16 protein-coding genes are annotated in these 20,145 nt (G+C 39.1%); 11 read left to right on the forward strand and 5 right to left on the reverse strand.

What is annotated here, in order from left to right:
- Positions 1-41: 41 nt before the first annotated feature.
- The 3 genes from E4T88_RS14515 (at position 42) to E4T88_RS14525 (ending at position 4,893) form a co-directional block, all read left to right on the forward strand.
- Positions 42-1,160 (forward strand): family 16 glycosylhydrolase, encoded by a 1,119-nt coding sequence (locus tag E4T88_RS14515; protein ID WP_228093943.1) that lies wholly within the window; start codon positions 42-44, stop codon positions 1,158-1,160.
- Between the two features lie 5 nt (positions 1,161-1,165).
- Positions 1,166-3,556: a beta-glucosidase BglX gene (bglX, locus tag E4T88_RS14520; RefSeq protein ID WP_135106661.1), complete on the forward strand. Its 2,391-nt coding sequence runs from the start codon at positions 1,166-1,168 to the stop codon at positions 3,554-3,556.
- Between the two features lie 92 nt (positions 3,557-3,648).
- Positions 3,649-4,893, forward strand: a complete 1,245-nt coding sequence (locus E4T88_RS14525; protein ID WP_228093947.1) for a glycoside hydrolase family 5 protein — start codon at positions 3,649-3,651, stop codon at positions 4,891-4,893.
- A gap of 107 nt (positions 4,894-5,000) precedes the next feature.
- Here the strand turns inward: E4T88_RS14525 and E4T88_RS14530 are convergent, their stop codons facing one another.
- Both E4T88_RS14530 and E4T88_RS14535 read right to left on the reverse strand, forming a co-directional pair.
- Positions 5,001-5,357, reverse strand: a complete 357-nt coding sequence (locus E4T88_RS14530) for a hypothetical protein (protein WP_135106665.1) — start codon at positions 5,355-5,357, stop codon at positions 5,001-5,003.
- Between the two features lie 16 nt (positions 5,358-5,373).
- Entirely contained in the window at positions 5,374-5,676 is a 303-nt protein-coding gene (locus tag E4T88_RS14535; protein WP_135106667.1) for an FtsB family cell division protein, read from the reverse strand.
- Between the two features lie 132 nt (positions 5,677-5,808).
- Between E4T88_RS14535 and xerD the strand changes: the two genes are divergently transcribed.
- Entirely contained in the window at positions 5,809-6,708 is a 900-nt protein-coding gene (gene xerD / locus E4T88_RS14540) for a site-specific tyrosine recombinase XerD (protein ID WP_135106669.1), read from the forward strand.
- A 73-nt stretch (positions 6,709-6,781) separates the two neighbouring features.
- On the opposite strand, the gene E4T88_RS14545 is transcribed toward xerD, so the two are convergent.
- The gene (locus E4T88_RS14545; protein WP_135106671.1) at positions 6,782-8,734 is read right to left on the reverse strand and encodes a sialate O-acetylesterase; all 1,953 of its coding nucleotides are present in this window, start codon (positions 8,732-8,734) and stop codon (positions 6,782-6,784) included.
- Positions 8,735-8,911: 177 nt separating this feature from the next.
- Between E4T88_RS14545 and E4T88_RS14550 the strand changes: the two genes are divergently transcribed.
- On the forward strand, positions 8,912-10,759 hold the full coding sequence (locus tag E4T88_RS14550; RefSeq protein ID WP_135106673.1) for a 4-hydroxy-3-methylbut-2-en-1-yl diphosphate synthase: 1,848 nt from the start codon (positions 8,912-8,914) through the stop codon (positions 10,757-10,759).
- Between the two features lie 87 nt (positions 10,760-10,846).
- On the opposite strand, the gene E4T88_RS14555 is transcribed toward E4T88_RS14550, so the two are convergent.
- The gene (locus E4T88_RS14555) at positions 10,847-11,698 is read right to left on the reverse strand and encodes an AraC family transcriptional regulator (RefSeq protein WP_135106675.1); all 852 of its coding nucleotides are present in this window, start codon (positions 11,696-11,698) and stop codon (positions 10,847-10,849) included.
- A gap of 124 nt (positions 11,699-11,822) precedes the next feature.
- On the opposite strand from E4T88_RS14555, the gene E4T88_RS14560 reads away from it, so the two are divergent.
- The 5 genes from E4T88_RS14560 to E4T88_RS14580 all read left to right on the forward strand — a co-directional run bounded on the left by E4T88_RS14560 (position 11,823) and on the right by E4T88_RS14580 (position 18,381).
- On the forward strand, positions 11,823-12,950 hold the full coding sequence (locus E4T88_RS14560; RefSeq protein WP_135106677.1) for an acyltransferase family protein: 1,128 nt from the start codon (positions 11,823-11,825) through the stop codon (positions 12,948-12,950).
- Between the two features lie 189 nt (positions 12,951-13,139).
- The gene (gene leuS / locus E4T88_RS14565; protein WP_135106679.1) at positions 13,140-15,941 is read left to right on the forward strand and encodes a leucine--tRNA ligase; all 2,802 of its coding nucleotides are present in this window, start codon (positions 13,140-13,142) and stop codon (positions 15,939-15,941) included.
- A gap of 13 nt (positions 15,942-15,954) precedes the next feature.
- Positions 15,955-16,827, forward strand: coding sequence for a YitT family protein (locus E4T88_RS14570; RefSeq protein WP_135106681.1), 873 nt, complete (start codon positions 15,955-15,957; stop codon positions 16,825-16,827).
- A gap of 4 nt (positions 16,828-16,831) precedes the next feature.
- Positions 16,832-17,602: an SDR family NAD(P)-dependent oxidoreductase gene (locus E4T88_RS14575; RefSeq protein WP_135106683.1), complete on the forward strand. Its 771-nt coding sequence runs from the start codon at positions 16,832-16,834 to the stop codon at positions 17,600-17,602.
- A gap of 35 nt (positions 17,603-17,637) precedes the next feature.
- A complete protein-coding gene (locus tag E4T88_RS14580) occupies positions 17,638-18,381 on the forward strand; it encodes a DUF3667 domain-containing protein (RefSeq protein ID WP_228093948.1) in 744 nt (247 codons plus the stop codon).
- 7 nt (positions 18,382-18,388) lie between these two features.
- Here the strand turns inward: E4T88_RS14580 and E4T88_RS14585 are convergent, their stop codons facing one another.
- Complete coding sequence (locus tag E4T88_RS14585; protein WP_135106687.1) at positions 18,389-18,964, reverse strand: phosphatase PAP2 family protein; 576 nt, start codon at positions 18,962-18,964, stop codon at positions 18,389-18,391.
- Positions 18,965-19,114: 150 nt separating this feature from the next.
- Between E4T88_RS14585 and ruvB the strand changes: the two genes are divergently transcribed.
- On the forward strand, positions 19,115-20,137 hold the full coding sequence (gene ruvB, locus E4T88_RS14590; protein WP_135106689.1) for a Holliday junction branch migration DNA helicase RuvB: 1,023 nt from the start codon (positions 19,115-19,117) through the stop codon (positions 20,135-20,137).
- Positions 20,138-20,145: the final 8 nt, after the last annotated feature.

The following is a 20,145-nucleotide window of genomic DNA, read 5'->3' on the forward strand; positions in this document are numbered from 1 at the left end:
CTAACTCTGAGATCTTCCTATTTTTTTAGAAAAAGCGAATAATGATGATAAGATATTATATTACACTACTAGCAATAATACCCATATTTCTTTTTGCTTGTGGAGATTCAGAGAAAGATCCCACACCGGTTACTGTGTTTGATATAACATTTGAGCCGACTCAATTAACTTTTACAAGTGATGTTGGAGAGAAAGAAATAGTAATACAATCAAACAGGTACTATACAATTTCGTCGAACCAATCGTGGTGTACAATCACACCTACGGTAGGCTATGCCGATGAAACTACAACTATAAAAGTAAATGTAACGACCAATAACACGACATCAGAACGCACAGCTACCTTAACCTTTAGTAGAGGTGCTGACAAAAAAGAATACAGCATCAAGCAAGAGGCAGGAAAAGAGGTCAACTATGTTCCTTCGGGATACACCCTTGTTTGGCAAGATGAATTTAATGACCCAAGAACAAATGAAGGAAAAGCAGTATTACCCAATTCAACCGAATGGTTTTATGAAACGGCTGCTCCGGGTTGGGTAAACAATGAGTTGCAAACTTATATTGCAGGTCATAGAGGAACAGATACATGTGCCATGATATACGATGGCTCACTGAAAATAATTGCTAAAAAGATTGGAAAAGAGATATTATCTGCTCGTGTGAATACAAATAAAAGCTGGCAGTATGGCTATTTTGAAGCACGGCTGAAGCTTCCAGGAGGAAAAGGCACTTGGCCTGCTTTCTGGATGATGCCAAAAAATTTCACGGCCTGGCCCGATGATGGCGAAATTGATATTATGGAATATGTAGGTTATCAAAAAGATGTGACACACTCTGCGATTCATACTAAATCTTATAACCATAGTATAAATACCCAAAAAGAGGCAGAAAAAGCGGTTGCGGATCTTGAGACTGAGTTTCATGTATATGCCCTTGAATGGACGGCAGATAAAATAACGACATATATAGATGGTAAAGTTGTTTTTACTTTTGAAAATGATAAAAAAGGAAACAAAGATACCTGGCCGTTTAATGCTCCGTTTTATCTTAAGCTAAACCTTGCATGGGGAGGCAACTGGGGAGGAGCTCAGGGTGTTGACGAATCTGCTTTGCCGGCTACTTATGAGATTGATTATGTAAGAGTATATCAAAAAGAATAAAATATATGATAATTAAAAAATTAGGATTGTTAGGTATATCCGTATTGTTTGGTTTGTATTCAACATGTTTGGCTCAAGACGATGTAGAGAAGCGTATTGAAAACCTTATTTCAAAAATGACCCTTGAAGAAAAAATAGGGCAAATGAATCAGGTTAGCTTCTTCGCTGTAGATGATAAGGCTATCGCTCAATATAGCGAAGATAATATGAATACCTTCCTCGAAAGGATGGGCATTGCCGGTGGTCAGGGGCAGAAAAAGCCTTCGCAAATGACCAAGGCTGAAAAGGTTGCTCTCATCCGCCAAGCTGCGGCACAGATGTTAGATAACAGCATCATTCAGCCAGTTAAGGCGGGAGGAATAGGTTCCTTGCTGAATGTTACCGATCCGGAAATGGTTAACAAGCTTCAGAAAGAAGCGATGGAAAACAGCCGGCTGGGTATTCCTCTGATTATAGGACGTGATGTAATTCACGGATTTAAAACAATATTTCCTATTCCATTAGGTCAGGCAGCTTCTTTCAGTCCGCAAATAGTGGAAGAGGGGGCACGTGTTGCTGCCGTAGAAGCTCGTTCTACAGGAGTGACATGGACATTTGCTCCGATGCTTGATATATCTCGTGATGCACGTTGGGGGCGTATAGCCGAAAGTTTGGGAGAAGACCCATATCTGGCAGGTGTGCTTGGTGCTGCTATGGTAAAGGGGTTTCAGGGAAATGGAAATCTCAATGATCCTAATTCTGTAGCTGCATGTGTAAAACATTTTGTGGGATATGGCGCAGCCGAAGGCGGACGTGACTATAACAGTACAAATATACCTCCGATTTTGTTGCATAATGTATATCTGTCTCCATTCCAACAGGCAATTAAGGCAGGCGCTGCAACACTTATGACTTCATTCAACGATAATGATGGTATTCCTGCTTCTGGGAATAATTATATACTGAAAAAGGTTTTGCGTGACGAATGGAAGTTTGATGGGTTTGTCGTTTCCGATTGGGCCTCCATGACGGAGATGATCGCTCACGGATTTGCTAAGGATGGCAAGCAGGTAGCTGAAATATCAGCCAATGCGGGTCTGGATATGGAAATGGTTAGTGGTTCATATGTTCAGTATCTGCCGCAATTGGTAAAAGAAGGAAAAGTTTCGGTAGAAACGATAGATAATGCGGTGCGTAATATACTCCGTATCAAATTCCGGATGGGGCTGTTCGAAAATCCTTATGTAGATACCAAAAAGGAATCTGTCTTATATGCTGATGCACATCTAAAAGCTGCAAGACAGGCTGCTATAGAGTCTGCTATTTTGTTGAAGAATGATAATAATATATTACCATTGTCACGAGGCAAAAAGGTGGCTATTATAGGGCCGATGGCAGATGCGCCACACGATCAGATGGGGACATGGGTTTTTGATGGTGATAAGAATTACACGGTAACTCCTGTTGCTGCGCTCAAAGGAGAATATAAAGATGTTAATTACGTATACGAGCAAGGATTAGCATATTCCCGTGATAAGAGTACTGCTAGTTTTGATAAGGCAAAACAAGCTGCTGCTGCGGCAGATGTGGCTGTAGTTTTCTTGGGAGAAGAAGCCATCCTTTCGGGAGAAGCTCACTCTTTATCCAATATCAATCTGATAGGATTACAATCAGATTTGCTGAAGGCGGTAAAAAGTGCAGGTAAACCTGTAGTATTAGTCATTATGGCAGGTCGTCCGCTGACAATAGAGCGGGATCTTCCGTATGCTGATGCGGTATTATTTAACTTCCATCCCGGAACCATGGGAGGCCCTGCTATTCTCGATCTATTATTCGGAAAAGCCAATCCAAGTGGAAAGCTTCCAGCTACGTTTGTACGTGAGGTGGGACAGATACCGATGTATTACAACCATAATAATACGGGGCGTCCGGCTCCTGAGAAGGTGATGACACTTGATGATATTGCACTCGAAGCAGGGCAGACCTCTCTTGGTAATACATCCTTTTACTTAGATTCGGGTAAAGATCCGCTATTTCCTTTCGGATATGGACTTTCTTATACGACATTCGAATATTCAAATATAACGCTCTCCGCTTCAACTGTTCCTATGAATGGTACACTGACAGTAAAAGCAACTCTTAAAAATACAGGAAGTGTAGATGGAACAGAAGTTGCCCAACTGTATGTACAGGATATTGTAGGCTCGGTTGTGCGCCCTGTGAAAGAATTGAAAGGCTTTCAACGAATAGCTCTGAAAGCAGGAGAAGCAAAGACAATTGAATTTAAACTTACAACAGATGATTTAGCATTCTACGGTCGAGATTTAGTGAAGAAGGCTGAAAAAGGTGATTTTAATGTTTGGGTAGGCGGTCATAGCAACGCTACCCTAAAGGGTACTTTCTCTGTGACAGAATAAAGTACAACAAGAGGCTGTCTTATATAAGAATAGTTACTGATTTTTTAAGACAGCCTCTTCTTATGTCAAAACGCAATTATAATATAAAAACTATGAGAAAATTATTTTACTTATTGCCCTTGCTTATAATCTTTCTATCCTGTCAATCGAAGATGGAAGAGAAACAATCTTCCGATCGTTTCATCCGTGTAGAGGGACCTAATTTGATAAAGCCCGATGGTAAAAAATTTCTTATTCAAGGGATCAATTTGGGTAACTGGCTCAATCCCGAAGGATATATGTTTTTCTTTCAGGATGCAAGCTCGTATCGCCTGATCAATGAGGCTTTTTGTGAAATGGTAGGACCTGATTTTACAAATTGGTTTTGGAATGAGTTTAAAAAGAATTATATAACAGAAGAAGATATAAAATATATCAAACAAACCGGTATGAATTCAGTGAGGATACCGTTTCATTATAAACTCTTTACGAATGAGGATTATATGGGACAGGCTTCCGATCATAACGGCTTTGGGATGATAGATCAGGTAGTAGAGTGGTGCCGTCAAGAAGGTTTGTATGTTATACTGGATATGCATGATGCTCCGGGGGGGCAAACAGGTGATAATATTGATGATAGCTACGGGTATCCTTGGCTGATGGAAAGTGAGCCGAGCAAAGAATTGTTTTGTAATATATGGAAAAAAGTAGCAGAGCATTATGCGAATGACACGATTATACTGGGTTATGATCTGCTGAATGAGCCCATAGCACATTATTTTCTAGAAGAATATGCTCATCTGAATGATTCGTTAGAGCCGCTATACAAAAGATGTGTAGATACTATCCGCATGGTAGATAAGAATCATATTGTGTTGCTTGGCGGAGCACAGTGGAATGGAAACTTCAAGGTGTTTAAAGACTCTAAATTTGATGATAAACTGATGTATACCTGCCATCGCTATTGGTGCGACACATTGCAGTCTAATATTCAGGATTTTGTACAGTTTAGAGATAGCGTAAATTTACCGATATATATGGGTGAAACGGGTGAAAATACAGATCAATGGATTGCCGGATGGACACGCCTGATGGAACGTAACAATATAGGATGGCATTACTGGCCGTATAAGAAAATGGTTCCTAATAGCTGTATGGTAACGATACCTAAACCCGAAAATTGGGATTTGATAGTTGAGTACACCAAGCAAGACAGAGGCAATTTTGCAAAAATACGAGCAGCAAGACCCAACCAAGAGGTAGTGAAAAAAGCGATGACTGATTTACTGGAAAATATGAAATTTAAACATTGCACCAAGAACGCAGGATACATTTCCGCATTGGGTATGAAGCCCTGATGTTGGATTTGAAAATATAATCTCCTCGCTTAGTGATTAAGCATTTATTGTAAATAGAGATTGGGAAAGGGATTACGTTATAATAGTGTTAGTAATCCCTTTCATTTTTATTTCTCGTCTTTTTGTTCTTTTCTATACTCCATCGACATGGCAATGGTACTATACAAAGTAAGTATAGCGGCAATAAGTATGGTGACTACCCATCCTGTAATATTTACAAACATCAGATAGGCAGATACACACATAAGCAGTGCTGCAAACACCATTATATTGAAGAGTCGCTTTCCGCGAATGCTCTTTCCCGGATAAGGCGTTGTGAAGGTAATAGCTGTATACCCCACAGCTCCGGCTATCAGTATGTATTTGGCTATTTCGGGCTGAAAATAATAAATAATTGCAGCTAAGAGAATTAGTATAGCTGATACTTGAAACAGGATGTTTTTAAGCTTAGGATTTTGCTTCATTACAAAGTTAGATATGTTATTCTACCACAAAGACATCTTCATCGTCTTTTTTAAGCAGGTAGTTTTCGCGTGCAAATTTTTCGATCTGGTCTTTATCTGATTCCAGCAACTTCAATTTTTCCTTATCTTGTTCCGTTTTTTCACGGTAATAATCTATCTGGCTATTCAACTCCATTATTTTTGCATCGTATCCAAAGCGAGCAAATATATTACTGTCGCTGATGAAGAATGCAAAAAATATGATTACCAGCATAATAAGCAATTGTACTTTTGTATATCTGGTAATAAGATAGTTGAATATAGATTTGAAAATCTTCATAAAAACTAAAAACAATTAAGATAATCCGGATGTACTATACTCCGTCTACAAAGATATATATTTGTAGTTATAAATAAATGAAATAAGGTTAAAAGATATTCTTTATGGATATCGGCTTATCAATATAGCAGGATGGCAAAAGAAGATAATATAGTCAGAAAATACAAGAATTATCTATTGTTGGAGAAATCATTGTCGCCCAACTCCATTGATGCATATATGACTGATTTGGCTAAACTATCGGGGTTTTTGCAAAATGAGAATCTGAAAGTAGAAGATGTTACGCTCGATAATCTGCAACAGTTTGTGGCCCAATTGTATGATATAGGGATAAATGCACGTTCTGTAGCAAGGATAATCTCAGGAATAAAGTCCTTTTATGATTTCTTAGTATTGGATGGCTATATGCAAAACGATCCGACCGAATTACTCGATAGTCCGAAGATCGGATTGAAGTTGCCAACCGTACTTGCTCTCGACGAAATAGAAACATTAATGTCGGTGATCGATCTGTCAACAAAAGAAGGGCAACGCAATCGTGCAATCTTAGAAACCCTTTATAGTTGTGGCTTGCGTATATCTGAACTTACTACACTCAAATTCTCCGATCTGTTTTTTGATGAAGGTTTTATCAAAGTGCAAGGTAAGGGGAGTAAGCAGCGTCTTGTTCCTATATCGCATACGGCGATCAACGAAATAGAGAAATATTTGATATACCGCAAGGAAATAAATGTAAAGAAAGGTTCGGAGGATGCCCTCTTTCTAAGCAACAGGGGCACTGCGATATCCCGTATTATGATCTTTCATTTCATTAAAGAATACGCTATGCAGGCAGGTATAAAGAAAACGATCAGTCCGCATACATTCCGCCATTCGTTTGCGACTCACTTGCTTGAGGGTGGTGCAAATATCAGAGCCATTCAATTGATGCTCGGACATGAAAAGATCACCACTACCGAGATTTACACGCATATGGACAGGGAATATCTGCGTCAGGAGATCATAGAACATCACCCACGTAATAGACGATAGTGACTTATATAAAACAGGCTGTCCTAAAAGTAATTTCTACTTTTAGGACAGCCTATTCTATTCTTTCTGTTTTTTAATCGTGCTGTGTAATTCCTTTCCAATTATCTGTTCTGAAAGGTGCGGCAGGCAATCCCTCTCGATTAAACAGATTCACATCCGGATTATTCGCCCAAGAATAACGTACAGCCGCAGGATTAGCTATTTTCTCTGAGTAAACCACTACTTTATCTCCGTCGATATAAGCCTTTGCCCATTCAAATTTTTGATCTGCTCCTGCAATGGCAAAACCTTCAACGTATCCGTACTTATTCTTTACGCATAGCCCTTTGCCTGTGTTGTTGTACGAAATGACTGCTTTATTACCTTCAATATTCATTTCCTTAAAGGTAGGGCCTGAATATACGATATCCTTCTTGCCATAATCTTTATTGAGTGCGATAAGAGCAAGGCGAAGGCCAACATCCTGTTTGTTGCGAGGGTGGATATCGTCTGCATCGCCTATATCTGTAATCACAGCTTCACCTGTTTGAGGAAGAGAGAGTGTCATTGTCTGGGCTTCGCGCAATTCTGCCCATTCGCTATTCACCGGCTTGTCGTCCTTTGCCGTATAACTAGCCAGCTGTACCCAGTAGAATGGGAATTCGTAGCCCCATTTTGTACGCCAGTTGTTTATCATTGTGGGAAATAGGGTGCGATAATTGTAAGCCTGCGATGCATTATTTTCTCCCTGATACCAAATAGCTCCTTTGATTGCCAATCCGGTTATAGGGTTTATCATACCGTTGTATAGCAGCGAGTAATACATATTAGGAGAAATATCGATAAACTTATACATTTTGTTGGTTACGGCTTCTTTGTATTGCCATTCTCCGGCCAAAGGGTATTGCTTCCCTTGCACTTGCAGATACATTTGTTCTGCTTTTCCATATATGCCGCCGCCGCCGCCGTTATCGGTGATTTTTACTACAATGGTATTGTTTCCACTTTTCAGTACATTTTCCGGTATCTTGTAGCTCCTCTTCACTGCATAACCTTCTGTTTCCCCCATTTTTATACCGTTTATCCATACAATGTCATTATCGTCTATCACGCTTAAATCTATTGTTGCAGCTTTTCCTTCGCTTTCTTTTGGTAGCGAAATGTTATATTTGAACCATACGATACCATCAACATTGCCGATCACATTTTCCCACATCTGCGGCAATTGCATCTTGTTCCATGCTGAGGTGTTGAATGAAGGTTCGTACCATTTCTCACTGATGCCCGGATCGTTATTCAGTGCATTCAGATATTTGGCTTTGTGTTCTTCATTGGTTTTGGCAAACTCATCAAAGTTGTCAACCTTAAAATCTTTGTATCTTTCTCTGAATTTCTCGGGAAGGCTGTTAAATGCATCGCTGCTTGTCCATGTTTCTATATCTGTCCCTCCCCACGAGGAGTTGATAATGCCTACAGGGATATTTAATTCTTTATTTAATTTGCGAGCAAAAAAGTATGCAACGGCAGAGAACTCCGATACGGTTTGTGGAGAACATACTTGCCATGTTCCGCTTAAATTGTCTTTGGGTTTCATGCTGATATCTTTCACTACGTTGAATGTACGTATCTGAGGATAATTGGCATCCTTTATTTCCTGCTCATAGTTATATACTGATCCCCATCCGTGCACAGCCATTTCCATGTTCGATTGTCCCGAACATAGCCATACTTCACCGATGAGGATATCATTCAATGTAATACTATTTTTTTTCCCTTTTATTTCCATTGTATAAGGACCGCCATACGATACAGGATTGAGTGTTGCAACCCAAGCGCCATTTTTATCGGCCTTTACTTTTTTTATTTGGTTCAGAAAGTGTACTTCAACAGCTTCATTCTTGTCTGCCCAACCCCATATTTTGATAGGTTTGTCACGCTGAAGAACCATGTTGTTGGAGAAGATGTTAGCTAGTTTTACTTCTGCGTGAAGTGCTGAAGCAAAGCACAAAAGGCAGAAAAAGGGTAAGAGTAATGTTCTTTTTGTCATGGTATTAAATCTTTTTTGTAAAAATAAACATTAAAAATTTATTTTTAAAGCAAATGAGAAACAAGTATTTTTCTCTTGCCTTATTAAGGCTCACAGGGATTCATTATCAGTGAAACAAAAAAAGTTTATCTTTGTTATAATATTCGGATCCCAACTAAAAAACAACATAAAATTCATATGAATTACTTTAATTATAAAAGACGTCTGTCATCCGAAACCAGAATAGGGAATACTCCACTGGGCGGAAATAACCCTATCAGGGTACAGTCGATGACAAACACCAATACGAACGATACAGAAGCAAGTGCCGAACAGGTAATAAGAATAGTAGAAGCCGGAGCAGACTATGTGCGCCTTACAGCACAGGGAGTTCGAGAAGCCGATAATCTGAAAAATATAAAAGAAGTGGTGCGTGGGCGAGGATATAATGCTCCGCTCATTGCCGATATACACTTCAACCCTCGTGCAGCCGAGGCCGCAGCTAAGGTTGTAGAAAAAGTACGTATCAATCCGGGAAACTTTGTAGACAGGGTAAAAACGTTCGAAACCTTTGAATATACTGACGAAGAATATGCTCAGGAAATAGATAAAATACGAGCTAAACTAGTTCCCCTACTGGATATCTGTAAAGAACATAAGACGGCTATCCGTATCGGGGTAAATCACGGTTCTCTCTCCGATCGTATTATGAGCCGCTATGGTGATACACCTGAAGGAATGGTAGAATCCTGCATGGAATTTTTACATATCTGCCTCGAAGAAGGATTTAAGGATATTGCCATTTCGATGAAGACATCAAATACGGTGGTCATGTCAAAGGCTGTACGCCTACTGATTGCCCGTATGGAAAAAGAGGGGCTTAATTTTCCTCTACATTTGGGTGTAACCGAAGCCGGAGACGGTGAAGACGGGCGCATCAAGTCAGCGGTTGGTATAGGTTCACTCCTGTCGGATGGAATCGGAGACACGATTCGTGTGTCGTTGAGTGAAGACCCTGAGTATGAAGTGCCGGTTGCCCGTAAGCTGATAGCATATATTAAGCAAAAAGAAAATCATCCTGAAATAGTAGCCACAGCAAGTGATAAGTTCTCCCCTTTTTCTACAGACAGACGTGAGACGTATGTAGTAGGAAATATAGGAGGTGATAACCTTCCTGTTGTCATTTCAGATCGTTCGCAAGGTAATTTTGAGCTAAATAGTCACTTCTTGCCCGACTATTTATATGTAGGTAAGGAACTTCCTGCTGCTGCACCTCGGGCAATTCCTTCTATTATTGACCTTGAGGGCTGGAAAGGTGAGAAAAATACTTATCCGTTGTTTGATAAATCGAATTGGAATAAAATCAATGAAACAGATTCGGCTATAAAATTCCTCTGCTTGTCTTATCCTGAGTTGGATAAAGATATTTTAGCTTTGTTGCAGAATGATAAGTCTATCGTTATTATTGTTTCTACCGATCATATTAACGGAGTAGGCGAACAGCGGGCTTTTATTCATACATTGATGAATAACGATTGTGATACGCCTGTTGTCCTCAATCGCCACTATACAGAAAATGAGTCGGAAGATATTCAGATAAAAGCCGCAGCAGACTTCGGGACATTGTATCTCGATGGATTTGGTAATGGTATTATGTTGCAGAACGAAGGTGCAATTCCTCTAAAAAATATCGATGCTTATATGTTTGGTATCTTGCAGGCTTCACGTGTGCGTACAAGCAAAACCGAATATATTTCTTGCCCGAGCTGCGGACGTACCTTATTTGATCTACAGACAACTGTTGCGTTGGTGAAAGGCGCAACTTCGCACCTGAAACATCTTAAAATTGGTGTGATGGGATGTATTGTCAATGGTCCCGGAGAAATGGCTGATGCTGACTATGGCTATGTAGGCGCAGAGAAAGGAAAAATTTCTCTTTACAAAAAGAAGAACCTTATAGAGAAAAATATTTCTTCGGCGGAAGCTGTAGAACGTCTTGTTCAGCTTATAAAAGAGAATGGTGATTGGGTAGAGCCCGAAAACTAAAAAAACATTGAATATATGGAATGTGATGCCTATTGTTTTGTCTGGTTGAACAGAATAATATATTAATAAAAATCACATTCCATATACCTAAATTCTTTCCCTATATTCAGTTGGGGTAACAGCTTTGATTTTCTTAAAGACCCGGTTATAATAGGGGATATCTTTGAATCCCGAAGCGAAACATATTTCGGCAATTGCCATATTTGTTTTTGTTAGCATTTGGCACGAAGACTCGATGCGGTATTCTGTCAGGTATGAAAAAAATGTTTTCCCTGTCATTTTTTTAAAGAAAATACAAAAAGAAGATTTATCAAGCTGCACCAATTGAGCCATTTCTTCCAATGTTATGGTATTCTGATAATTATTCATTACATAAAGTAATATTTTTTGCATCCTTTTTGTTTTCTTGTCTTCAACTATGGGTCTGCCTACTGCACTCGTATTTTCTACAGATGAGATTATTGATAATAGTTTGATGAGAGAAGACAGTCGGTCTATTGTTGTCTCTTTTGCCATTTGTACTAAAATGCTCTGCAATCGAACTAATGTCTCCCCCTTGAAAGAAAGGGCTTCAGTATTTTTTTGAATTTTTTTTATATAGGTCTCCAGTTCTGGAAAAGCAGAAGAACATTTCTCCAATAACTGTTCGGAGAACGTGACGGTTATGTTTTCTATTTCTCCGTTTTTATTAGCATCTAATTCGTCGAATGACCAGCAATGAGGGATATTCGGTGGTATCAGTATGATTTCATTTCTTGAAAATGGCTCTATGGTATCCCCTATAATGCGTGTTCCACTTCCGACTATAACATAAGAGAGTTCCCATGTTTTTTGTTGGTGAAGTGTTATTTGTTCATTCCATTTGATTTTTACATGGTCAAAATGAAATGAATATTCACGTTGTGCAGGTATATGCGCATATTTTACTTTTTTGAGCATTTTTAATGTATTCGGTTTACAAAAGGCAAATATAAGACAAGTATAATAAAATATAAAACAATTGAGTATGTCGTTTTTGGTATATTTTTGTTGCCTATAATAGAATTTTAATTTGTAAAGGTAAATGAAAGAAGCAATAGATATTAAAAGCTCCAAGCCCCATTATGAAATACTTGATGGCTTAAGAGGCGTTGCTGCGTTGTTAGTGGTTTTGTTTCATGTTTTTGAGATTCATTCACATGGCGACCATAGTAAACAGATTATCAATCATGGTTATTTAGCGGTCGATTTCTTTTTCCTGCTTTCGGGTTTTGTCCTTGGGTATGCATATGACGATCGCTGGGGGGAAATGACATTGAAAGATTTCTTTAAGCGTCGTATTATTCGTCTGCAGCCTATGATTATTATAGGATCTATTATTGGAGCATTATTGTTTTATTTTCAGGATTCTCCGACATTAGGATGGGGTGGAATAAACGAAGTTCCGGTTTGGAAGATGTTGTTAGTGATGCTGATTGGTTTCACCCTAATACCAGTAGGAAAAGGTTTGGATATAAGAGGTTGGAATGAAATGCATCCGCTCAATGGACCGGCATGGTCTCTCTTCTTCGAATATATCGCTAATATTGTTTATGCGCTTGTTTTGCGTCGGGTATCAAAAATTGTACTCGCTATTTTAGTGGTGGTTGCTGCCGGATTTACCATTCACTACGCCTTAACCAATCCCAATGGAGATATTATAGGAGGATGGTCTATCGATGATTCTACTCAATTGAAAATCGGGTTTATTCGTTTGGCATTCCCTTTCTTAGCAGGGCTTCTGTTGGCCAGAATGGGTAAACTTCGTTATACGAAAAATGCTTTTCTGTCTGCGGCTCTATTGTTGGTTGTTTTGCTTTCCGTGCCACGTCTGGGCGATGCGGATAGTCTATGGCTAAACGGGCTATACGAATGTTTCTGTCTTATCATAATGTTTCCTTTTATAATTTGGCTAGGAGCAGGAGGCAAAGTGCAAGGATATAAGGCTTCTAAAGTATGCAAATTCCTCGGTGATATCTCATATCCGATTTATATTACTCATTTCCCTATCGCATATGTATACATGGCATGGGTAACAAATAACAATCTAACTTTAGAACAGTCATGGCATTATGGTTTACTTATTGTAATAGCTGCTGTTGCTACAGCGTATCTTGCTATGAGGTTTTATGATCTGCCTATTCGGGAGTGGTTGCGCAAGAAGTTTTTATAATAATTTCAAAATAAGTATCATGCTTCGTAAAGCAATTAAACAATAGCCAATAGGCATGTTTAATTGCTTTATCTTTATCTAAGACTTGCAGTTCGAACAAATTATGCTCTGAAAGCATCGTTATTAATTCGTTTAAATCTGAAGAAATAACTATATTTGCGCCAATAAAAAATTGCAAGATATTCGGCTATGGAATACAACTTTAAAGAAATAGAAAAACGTTGGCATCAATATTGGATTGATAATAAAACTTACAAAGTAAAAGAGGATAAAAGCAAACCTAAATATTATGTCCTTGATATGTTCCCTTATCCATCAGGAGCAGGGTTGCATGTAGGGCATCCCCTCGGATATATCGCATCCGACATATATTCTCGCTACAAGAGGCTGAAAGGTTTCAATGTTCTCCATCCAATGGGTTATGATGCTTACGGGCTTCCTGCCGAACAATATGCTATACAGACAGGACAGCATCCTGCCATTACTACGGCTCAGAATATAAACCGCTACCGTGAGCAGTTGGATAAGATTGGCTTCTCATACGATTGGAGCCGTGAGATTCAGACCTGCGACCCCAGATATTATAAATGGACGCAATGGGCATTTATCCAAATGTTCAACAGCTACTATTGCTATGATGAGAACCAGGCACGTCCGATTGCCGAACTGATCGCAGCTTTCGAACAAGTTGGCACAGAAGGTCTGAATATAGCTTGCAGCGAAGAATTGCAATTTAGCGCTGCCGAGTGGAAGTCATATTCTGAAAAACAAAAACAAGAAATATTGCTAAACTACCGTATAGCCTACCGCAGCGAAACAACTGTAAACTGGTGTCAGGCTTTAGGGACTGTATTGGCTAACGATGAGGTTATAAATGGCTTGTCGGAGCGTGGAGGGTATCCTGTAGAACAACGCTTGATGCGCCAGTGGAGCTTGCGTGTGTCGGCTTATGCACAGCGTTTGCTCGAAGGTCTGGATAAAATAGACTGGAGTGATTCTATCAAAGAAACACAACGCAACTGGATTGGACGTAGCGAAGGTGCTGAAATGAAATTCAAAGTAAAAGATTCGGATGCTGAATTCGAAATCTTTACTACCCGTGCCGATACTATCTTTGGAGTTACATTTATGGTACTTGCTCCCGAAAGCGAATACGTTCCTCAGGTGACAACTGCCGAGCAAAAAGCCGAAATAGAAAAATATCTGGATGCTACAAAACGCCGTACTGAGCGTGACCGCCTGATGGATAAAAAAATATCAGGAGTATTCACCGGCTCGTATGCTATCAATCCTCTTAATGGCAAAGAAATTCCGATCTGGGTTTCTGACTATGTACTTGCCGGTTATGGTACAGGTGCAATTATGGCTGTTCCTGCACACGATAGCCGTGACTATGCTTTTGCTAGACATTTCAACTTGCCGATTATACCTTTGATTGAAGGATGTGATGTTTCGGAAGAAAGTTTTGATGCAAAAGAAGGAATCATGATGAATTCAGGATTCTTGGATGGGATGACTGTTAAAGAGGCTATCGAGAAAACAAAAGAATATGTAAGAGAAAACAAACTAGGGCGTGTAAAAGTAAATTACCGTCTTCGTGATGCTATCTTCTCCCGCCAACGTTACTGGGGAGAGCCATTCCCTGTATATTACAAAGAGGGGCTTCCTTACATGTTGCCATTAGATAAACTTCCCCTTGAATTGCCCGAAGTAGATAAATACTTGCCTACCGAATCGGGAGAACCGCCATTAGGTCGTGCAACTAAATGGGCATGGGATGAAGTCAATGAAAAGGTTGTAGATACATCTAAGATAGATCACAAGACAATATTCCCTCTCGAACTGAATACAATGCCGGGATTTGCCGGTTCATCGGCGTACTATCTGCATTATATGGATCCGTATAATGATCAGGAACTAGTTTCGAAAGAGAAAGATGAATATTGGCGCAATGTTGATTTGTACATCGGTGGTACAGAGCATGCTACAGGTCACTTGATATACAGCCGTTTCTGGGATAAATTTTTATTCGACATAGGCGTTTCGTGTGAAGATGAGCCATTCAAGAAACTGATTAATCAGGGTATGATCCAAGGGCGTAGCAGCTTGGTATACCGTATCAACGGAACAAATACATTTGTATCTTATAACCTGAAGGACAAATATGAAACTTCAGAAATCCATGTGGATGTAAATATTGTGCATAATGATGTACTTGATATAGATAGATTCAAAGCTTGGAGACCTGAATACGAGACTGCCGAATTTATACTTGAAGATGGTAAGTACGTTTGTGGATGGAATATCGAGAAAATGGGTAAACGATATCACAATGTCGTAAATCCTGACGATGTAGCTGAAAAGTACGGAGCAGACACACTGCGTATGTACGAAATGTTCCTTGGGCCATTGGAGCAGTCCAAGCCTTGGGATATGAATGGTATCGATGGTGTTCACCGCTTCTTACGTAAAGTATGGAGTCTGTTCTATAAGGGTGAAGAGTTTGTTGTTATCGATGAAGAACCGACAAAAGAAGAGCTAAAATCATTGCATAAGCTCATAAAGAAAGTGTCTGCTGATATTGAGTCATTCTCATTCAATACATCTGTTTCAGCGTTTATGATTTGTGTGAATGAATTAACTTCTTTAAAATGCAGTAAAAAAGCGATTTTGCAAGAGTTGGTTACCTTGCTTGCTCCTTTTGCTCCATTCGTTTCTGAAGAGCTCTGGTCTGCATTGGGTAATACAACATCTGTTTGTGATGCAAAATGGCCTGCTTTTAATGAAGAATATCTTGCAGAAGATTCATTCAAATATGGAGTTGCTTTTAACGGTAAGGTTCGTTTCGAACTTGAGTTTTCGGCAGATGCTGTACAAGCTGATGTTGAGAAAGCGGTGTTAAGTCATGAACTGGCTCAGAAATGGCTTGACGGAAAAACACCGAAGAAGGTCGTCTTTGTTCCCAAGAAAATGATAAATGTCGTATTGTAATCAATAACAATCCATGCCTAAAAGATATTTAAAGGAGTTTTACTGGAAGGATTACGCAACTATATTTGTTGGTCTGGCTCTGTATGCCGTAGGGCTTATTGGATTTATAAAACCCGGAGGTATCGTTACCGGAGGGTTAACAGGGATAGCCCTGCTTGTGGAATACGCTACAAATGCGAAGATTCCTTTGCAGTATACCTATTTTCTTGTAAACTGTGGATTGTTGTTTGTGGCTCTTAAAGTTCTTGGTCTTAAGTTTATGATAAAGACCATCTATGGAGTTGTTGTGCTCACTTTTCTGCTTACTATTTGCCAATCCATGATAACCGAACCTATTGTAAAAAATGAGCCGCTTCTTTCAGGTGTTATCGGAGGGATGATGTGCGGAGTCGGGATAGGCTTGGTATTCAGTTCGAATGGTAGTACGGGAGGTACAGATATCGTTGTAGCACTTATCAATAAGTATAAGAATATAGCTTTTGGGCGAGGAATGCTTTTGTGCGACTTTGTGATAATCAGTTGTTCGTATTTTGTATTCCAGAATTATCAGACTATTATATACGGGCTTATTGTGATGGGGGTGATGACATATAGTATAGATATGGTTATCAACGGATTCCGTCAGTCGGTTCAGATACTTGTTTTCTCCGAGAAATATGAGATTATAGCCACTGCCATAAATCATGAATTGCATCGGGGCTGTACCGTTTTGGATGGTATGGGGTGGTATACGAAGAAGCCTACAAAGGTTCTGATTGTCTTAGCTAAACGCAACGAAGCACTGGAAATATTCCGCCTGATTAAAAGTATTGACGAGAAAGCATTTATCTCACAAAGTACTGTTCGGGGAGTTTACGGCGAGGGCTTTGATAAAATAAGGACGTAAAATCATGGATTTAAAAGGTAAAAATATCATTCTCACAGGCGCCTCTTCAGGAATAGGGAGAGATATGCTCGATATTTTAGCCTTATATCCGAATGTCAGAATTGTAGCTGTTGCCCGTCATGCTGATCGTATCCCTCAAAAAGAAGGAATTGTATACCCTTATGCTGCTGATGTAAGTAGTAAAGATGGAGTTGATAATGTATTCAATTATGCTCAGGAAATATTTGACGGGGGAGTTGATGTCTTTATCGCTAATGCCGGTTTTGCTTACCTCGAAAAAATAAATAATTCTGATTGGCAGCATATAGAGAATATTTTCAATCTGAACGTATTTTCTCCTATCTATTCACTGGAGAAACTCCTCGCTGGCACTAATAATAAAAAAGTTGTATTTGCTTGTACTATATCGGGAGCAGGCTTGGTTTCTTTGCCTGCTTACTCACTCTATTGTTCTACAAAAGCCGCACTGCACCATTTTGTGCAAACCTATAGATATGAGCAGTCTGAAAGCTTACAGATAACAGCAGTTTATCCTGTTGCCACTCGTACAGAATTTTTTGATAAGGCAACCGGAGAAGATAGTACACCTTTACCATTTCCTACACAAAACTCGCAAACTGTAGCAAAAAAAATTATCAGAGGGATCGAAAAAGGGAAGGAGAATGTTTACCCATCCTTTTTGTTTCGTTTCTTTTTTCCTATTGGAAGAGCTTTCCCAATTTTCCTGAAAATATATTCCGGGTTGGAAAAGCGGAAAGTTGGGAAATGGTTGTAATTACAGAATTTAAATCTAATAGAGTAAATAATAATATGTCAGATATATGTAAAAATTGTAGTACTCCTGTCTCTGGAAAATATTGTTCAAACTGTGGACAATCAACAGCTACTGCACGTATTAATTTCCATTATATTATACACGAAATACAACATAGTATTTTTCATGTAGATAGAGGAATTTTACACACAATAAAAGAACTCATTACGAGACCCGGTGACTCTATTCGCGAATACTTATCGGGTAAAAGAATCACCCATTTCAAACCGTTTTCATTTATTCTTATTTTAGGGACTATATACGGATTTATATGTTTTTTCCTAAAAGTATATCCTGAAAACTCATTTGCCTATCTCCAGACAAATGCTGCAGCCAATAATTACAGTCAATTGGTTTTCGATTGGATGTATGGGCATTATTCTTTTGTTATGCTGGCTTTTATTCCATTTTATGCATTAGCATCCTATATAGTATTTAAGAAGTCAGGTTACAATTTCGTGGAGTTTCTGGTTATAAACTCATATATAGTAGGAATGCAGATCCTAATTCTTATTTTGACTTATCCTATTTATTATTTCACCCTCTCCATATGGGGCGTATTGCTGACGTTCTTATTTTGCTATTTATATCAATTCTGGGTATATATACAATTATTTGGAAAGAGTTCACCTATCAAGACTGTATGTAAGACTTTGATAAGTATGGTTTTATCATTTTTGTTTGTTGTGATAGCTTCTTCTTTAGTTACATTTGTATTCATTTTTATCAACCATCGGTAGAGATATTTTAAGGGTTTAATCCTTTCTTCTTGTTTTTATAATATTCAAGGAGCTTGTATCCCATAATCCCAATTGTGATTCCGAATAATATACCGCAAATAACATCGATAGGATAATGCTTGGCAAGATAGATGCGGCTATATGCGACAATTGTAGCCCAAACTATTGCCAGATAACCGTAATACTTAGAGCCGGTCTTACGGAATAATAAAAGGAAAAAAGTAGCCATCGTAAACGTTGTTGCAGAATGAGACGAGAAGAAGCTGGTACTCGAACTGTACCTTTCTATTGCATGTATAACACCTGTCCAATCTTGATTATGTATCGGACGTGGACGTTCTACCATCATCTTAATAATATTGGTTAATAATGCACTTGCACCGATAGAAAGCAAGAAAAATATAACACTCGTTTTTTTCCAAACCTCTAATCTGTAATAGATAAACACAGCCATCAGGATACACATAATTATCCAAAAATGGTACGAACTGAAAAATAACATAACAGGGTCGAGCCAACCCATATGTTTACTGTTCAGATACAAAAAGAGTTCTTTATCCCATTCTATAATTTTGCGAAGCATTGGCGTATATCTTGAAAATGAACCACAAAGAAATATTATTTTACGATTAAAATGAAGAATATTTAAATCTTTTATATTTTTAGTAATTGCAAATCAATCGGTATCTGTCTGTAAATTGAATATATTGATGTAAATTTGCAACCATACATTATGGAAGGAACATTTAATATACACAGGGAGAATATAAATGAAAATGAGAAGGAGTTTGAGAATGCGTTGCGCCCTCTCACCTTCCAGAGTTTTCGTGGACAGAGTAAAGTTGTAGAAAATTTACAAGTCTTTGTGACAGCTGCAAAAATGCGTGGCGAATCGCTCGACCATACTCTGTTGCATGGCCCTCCCGGACTTGGTAAAACAACCCTGTCGAATATTATAGCCAATGAGCTTGGTGTAGGCTTTAAGATCACATCAGGCCCTGTATTGGATAAGCCCGGAGACTTGGCCGGACTGCTTACTTCGCTCGAACCGAACGATGTTCTTTTCATAGACGAAATACACCGCCTTTCGCCTGTTGTGGAAGAGTATCTGTATAGTGCGATGGAAGACTATCGCATCGATATAATGATAGATAAAGGGCCTAGCGCTCGTTCAGTACAGATAGAACTCAATCCGTTTACCCTTGTTGGTGCAACTACTCGTAGTGGTTTGCTTACAAGCCCTTTGCGTGCACGTTTTGGGATAAACATGCACCTCGAATATTACGATATAGATACCCTTGTGCATATTATCTTACGATCGGCAGATATCTTGAATGTACCTGCTTCGAAAGATTCTGCTATAGAAATTGCTTCACGTAGTCGTGGTACGCCCCGTATTGCGAATGCCTTGCTGCGCCGTGTGCGTGACTTTGCTCAGGTAAAAGGATCGGGTAAGATAGACAAAGATATCGCTTCTTATGCTCTCGAAGCATTGAATATAGATAAGTATGGATTGGATGAGATAGATAATAAGATATTGCTTATCCTGATCGATAAATTCAAAGGGGGGCCGGTAGGAATCTCCACAATAGCAACCGCACTGGGAGAAGACGGAGGAACTATTGAAGAGGTATATGAGCCGTTCCTTATCAAGGAGGGTTTTATGAAACGTACTCCTCGTGGGCGTGAAGTGACAGACCTTGCCTATAAACATCTGGGAAGGAAAAGAGAGAGTGAGCAAGGATTTCTATTTTAAAAGAATAA

The sequence above is a fragment of the Dysgonomonas mossii genome, assembly GCF_004569505.1.
In the GTDB taxonomy this organism is placed as follows: Bacteria; Bacteroidota; Bacteroidia; order Bacteroidales; family Dysgonomonadaceae; genus Dysgonomonas.

Excerpts from the sequence above, each read along its gene's own strand:
- E4T88_RS14535 (WP_135106667.1), bottom strand. The coding sequence starts at position 5,676 with ATGAAGATTTTCAAATCTATATTCAACTATCTTATTACCAGATATACA.
- E4T88_RS14585 (WP_135106687.1), bottom strand. The coding sequence starts at position 18,964 with ATGCTTCGCAAAATTATAGAATGGGATAAAGAACTCTTTTTGTATCTG.
- E4T88_RS14525 (WP_228093947.1), top strand. The coding sequence starts at position 3,649 with ATGAGAAAATTATTTTACTTATTGCCCTTGCTTATAATCTTTCTATCC.
- E4T88_RS14575 (WP_135106683.1), top strand. The coding sequence starts at position 16,832 with ATGGATTTAAAAGGTAAAAATATCATTCTCACAGGCGCCTCTTCAGGA.
- E4T88_RS14515 (WP_228093943.1), top strand. The coding sequence starts at position 42 with ATGATGATAAGATATTATATTACACTACTAGCAATAATACCCATATTT.
- ruvB (WP_135106689.1), top strand. The coding sequence starts at position 19,115 with ATGGAAGGAACATTTAATATACACAGGGAGAATATAAATGAAAATGAG.
- leuS (WP_135106679.1), top strand. The coding sequence starts at position 13,140 with ATGGAATACAACTTTAAAGAAATAGAAAAACGTTGGCATCAATATTGG.
- E4T88_RS14580 (WP_228093948.1), top strand. The coding sequence starts at position 17,638 with ATGTCAGATATATGTAAAAATTGTAGTACTCCTGTCTCTGGAAAATAT.
- E4T88_RS14530 (WP_135106665.1), bottom strand. The coding sequence starts at position 5,357 with ATGAAGCAAAATCCTAAGCTTAAAAACATCCTGTTTCAAGTATCAGCT.
- E4T88_RS14555 (WP_135106675.1), bottom strand. The coding sequence starts at position 11,698 with ATGCTCAAAAAAGTAAAATATGCGCATATACCTGCACAACGTGAATAT.
- E4T88_RS14570 (WP_135106681.1), top strand. The coding sequence starts at position 15,955 with ATGCCTAAAAGATATTTAAAGGAGTTTTACTGGAAGGATTACGCAACT.
- E4T88_RS14550 (WP_135106673.1), top strand. The coding sequence starts at position 8,912 with ATGAATTACTTTAATTATAAAAGACGTCTGTCATCCGAAACCAGAATA.
- bglX (WP_135106661.1), top strand. The coding sequence starts at position 1,166 with ATGATAATTAAAAAATTAGGATTGTTAGGTATATCCGTATTGTTTGGT.
- E4T88_RS14545 (WP_135106671.1), bottom strand. The coding sequence starts at position 8,734 with ATGACAAAAAGAACATTACTCTTACCCTTTTTCTGCCTTTTGTGCTTT.
- xerD (WP_135106669.1), top strand. The coding sequence starts at position 5,809 with ATGGCAAAAGAAGATAATATAGTCAGAAAATACAAGAATTATCTATTG.
- E4T88_RS14560 (WP_135106677.1), top strand. The coding sequence starts at position 11,823 with ATGAAAGAAGCAATAGATATTAAAAGCTCCAAGCCCCATTATGAAATA.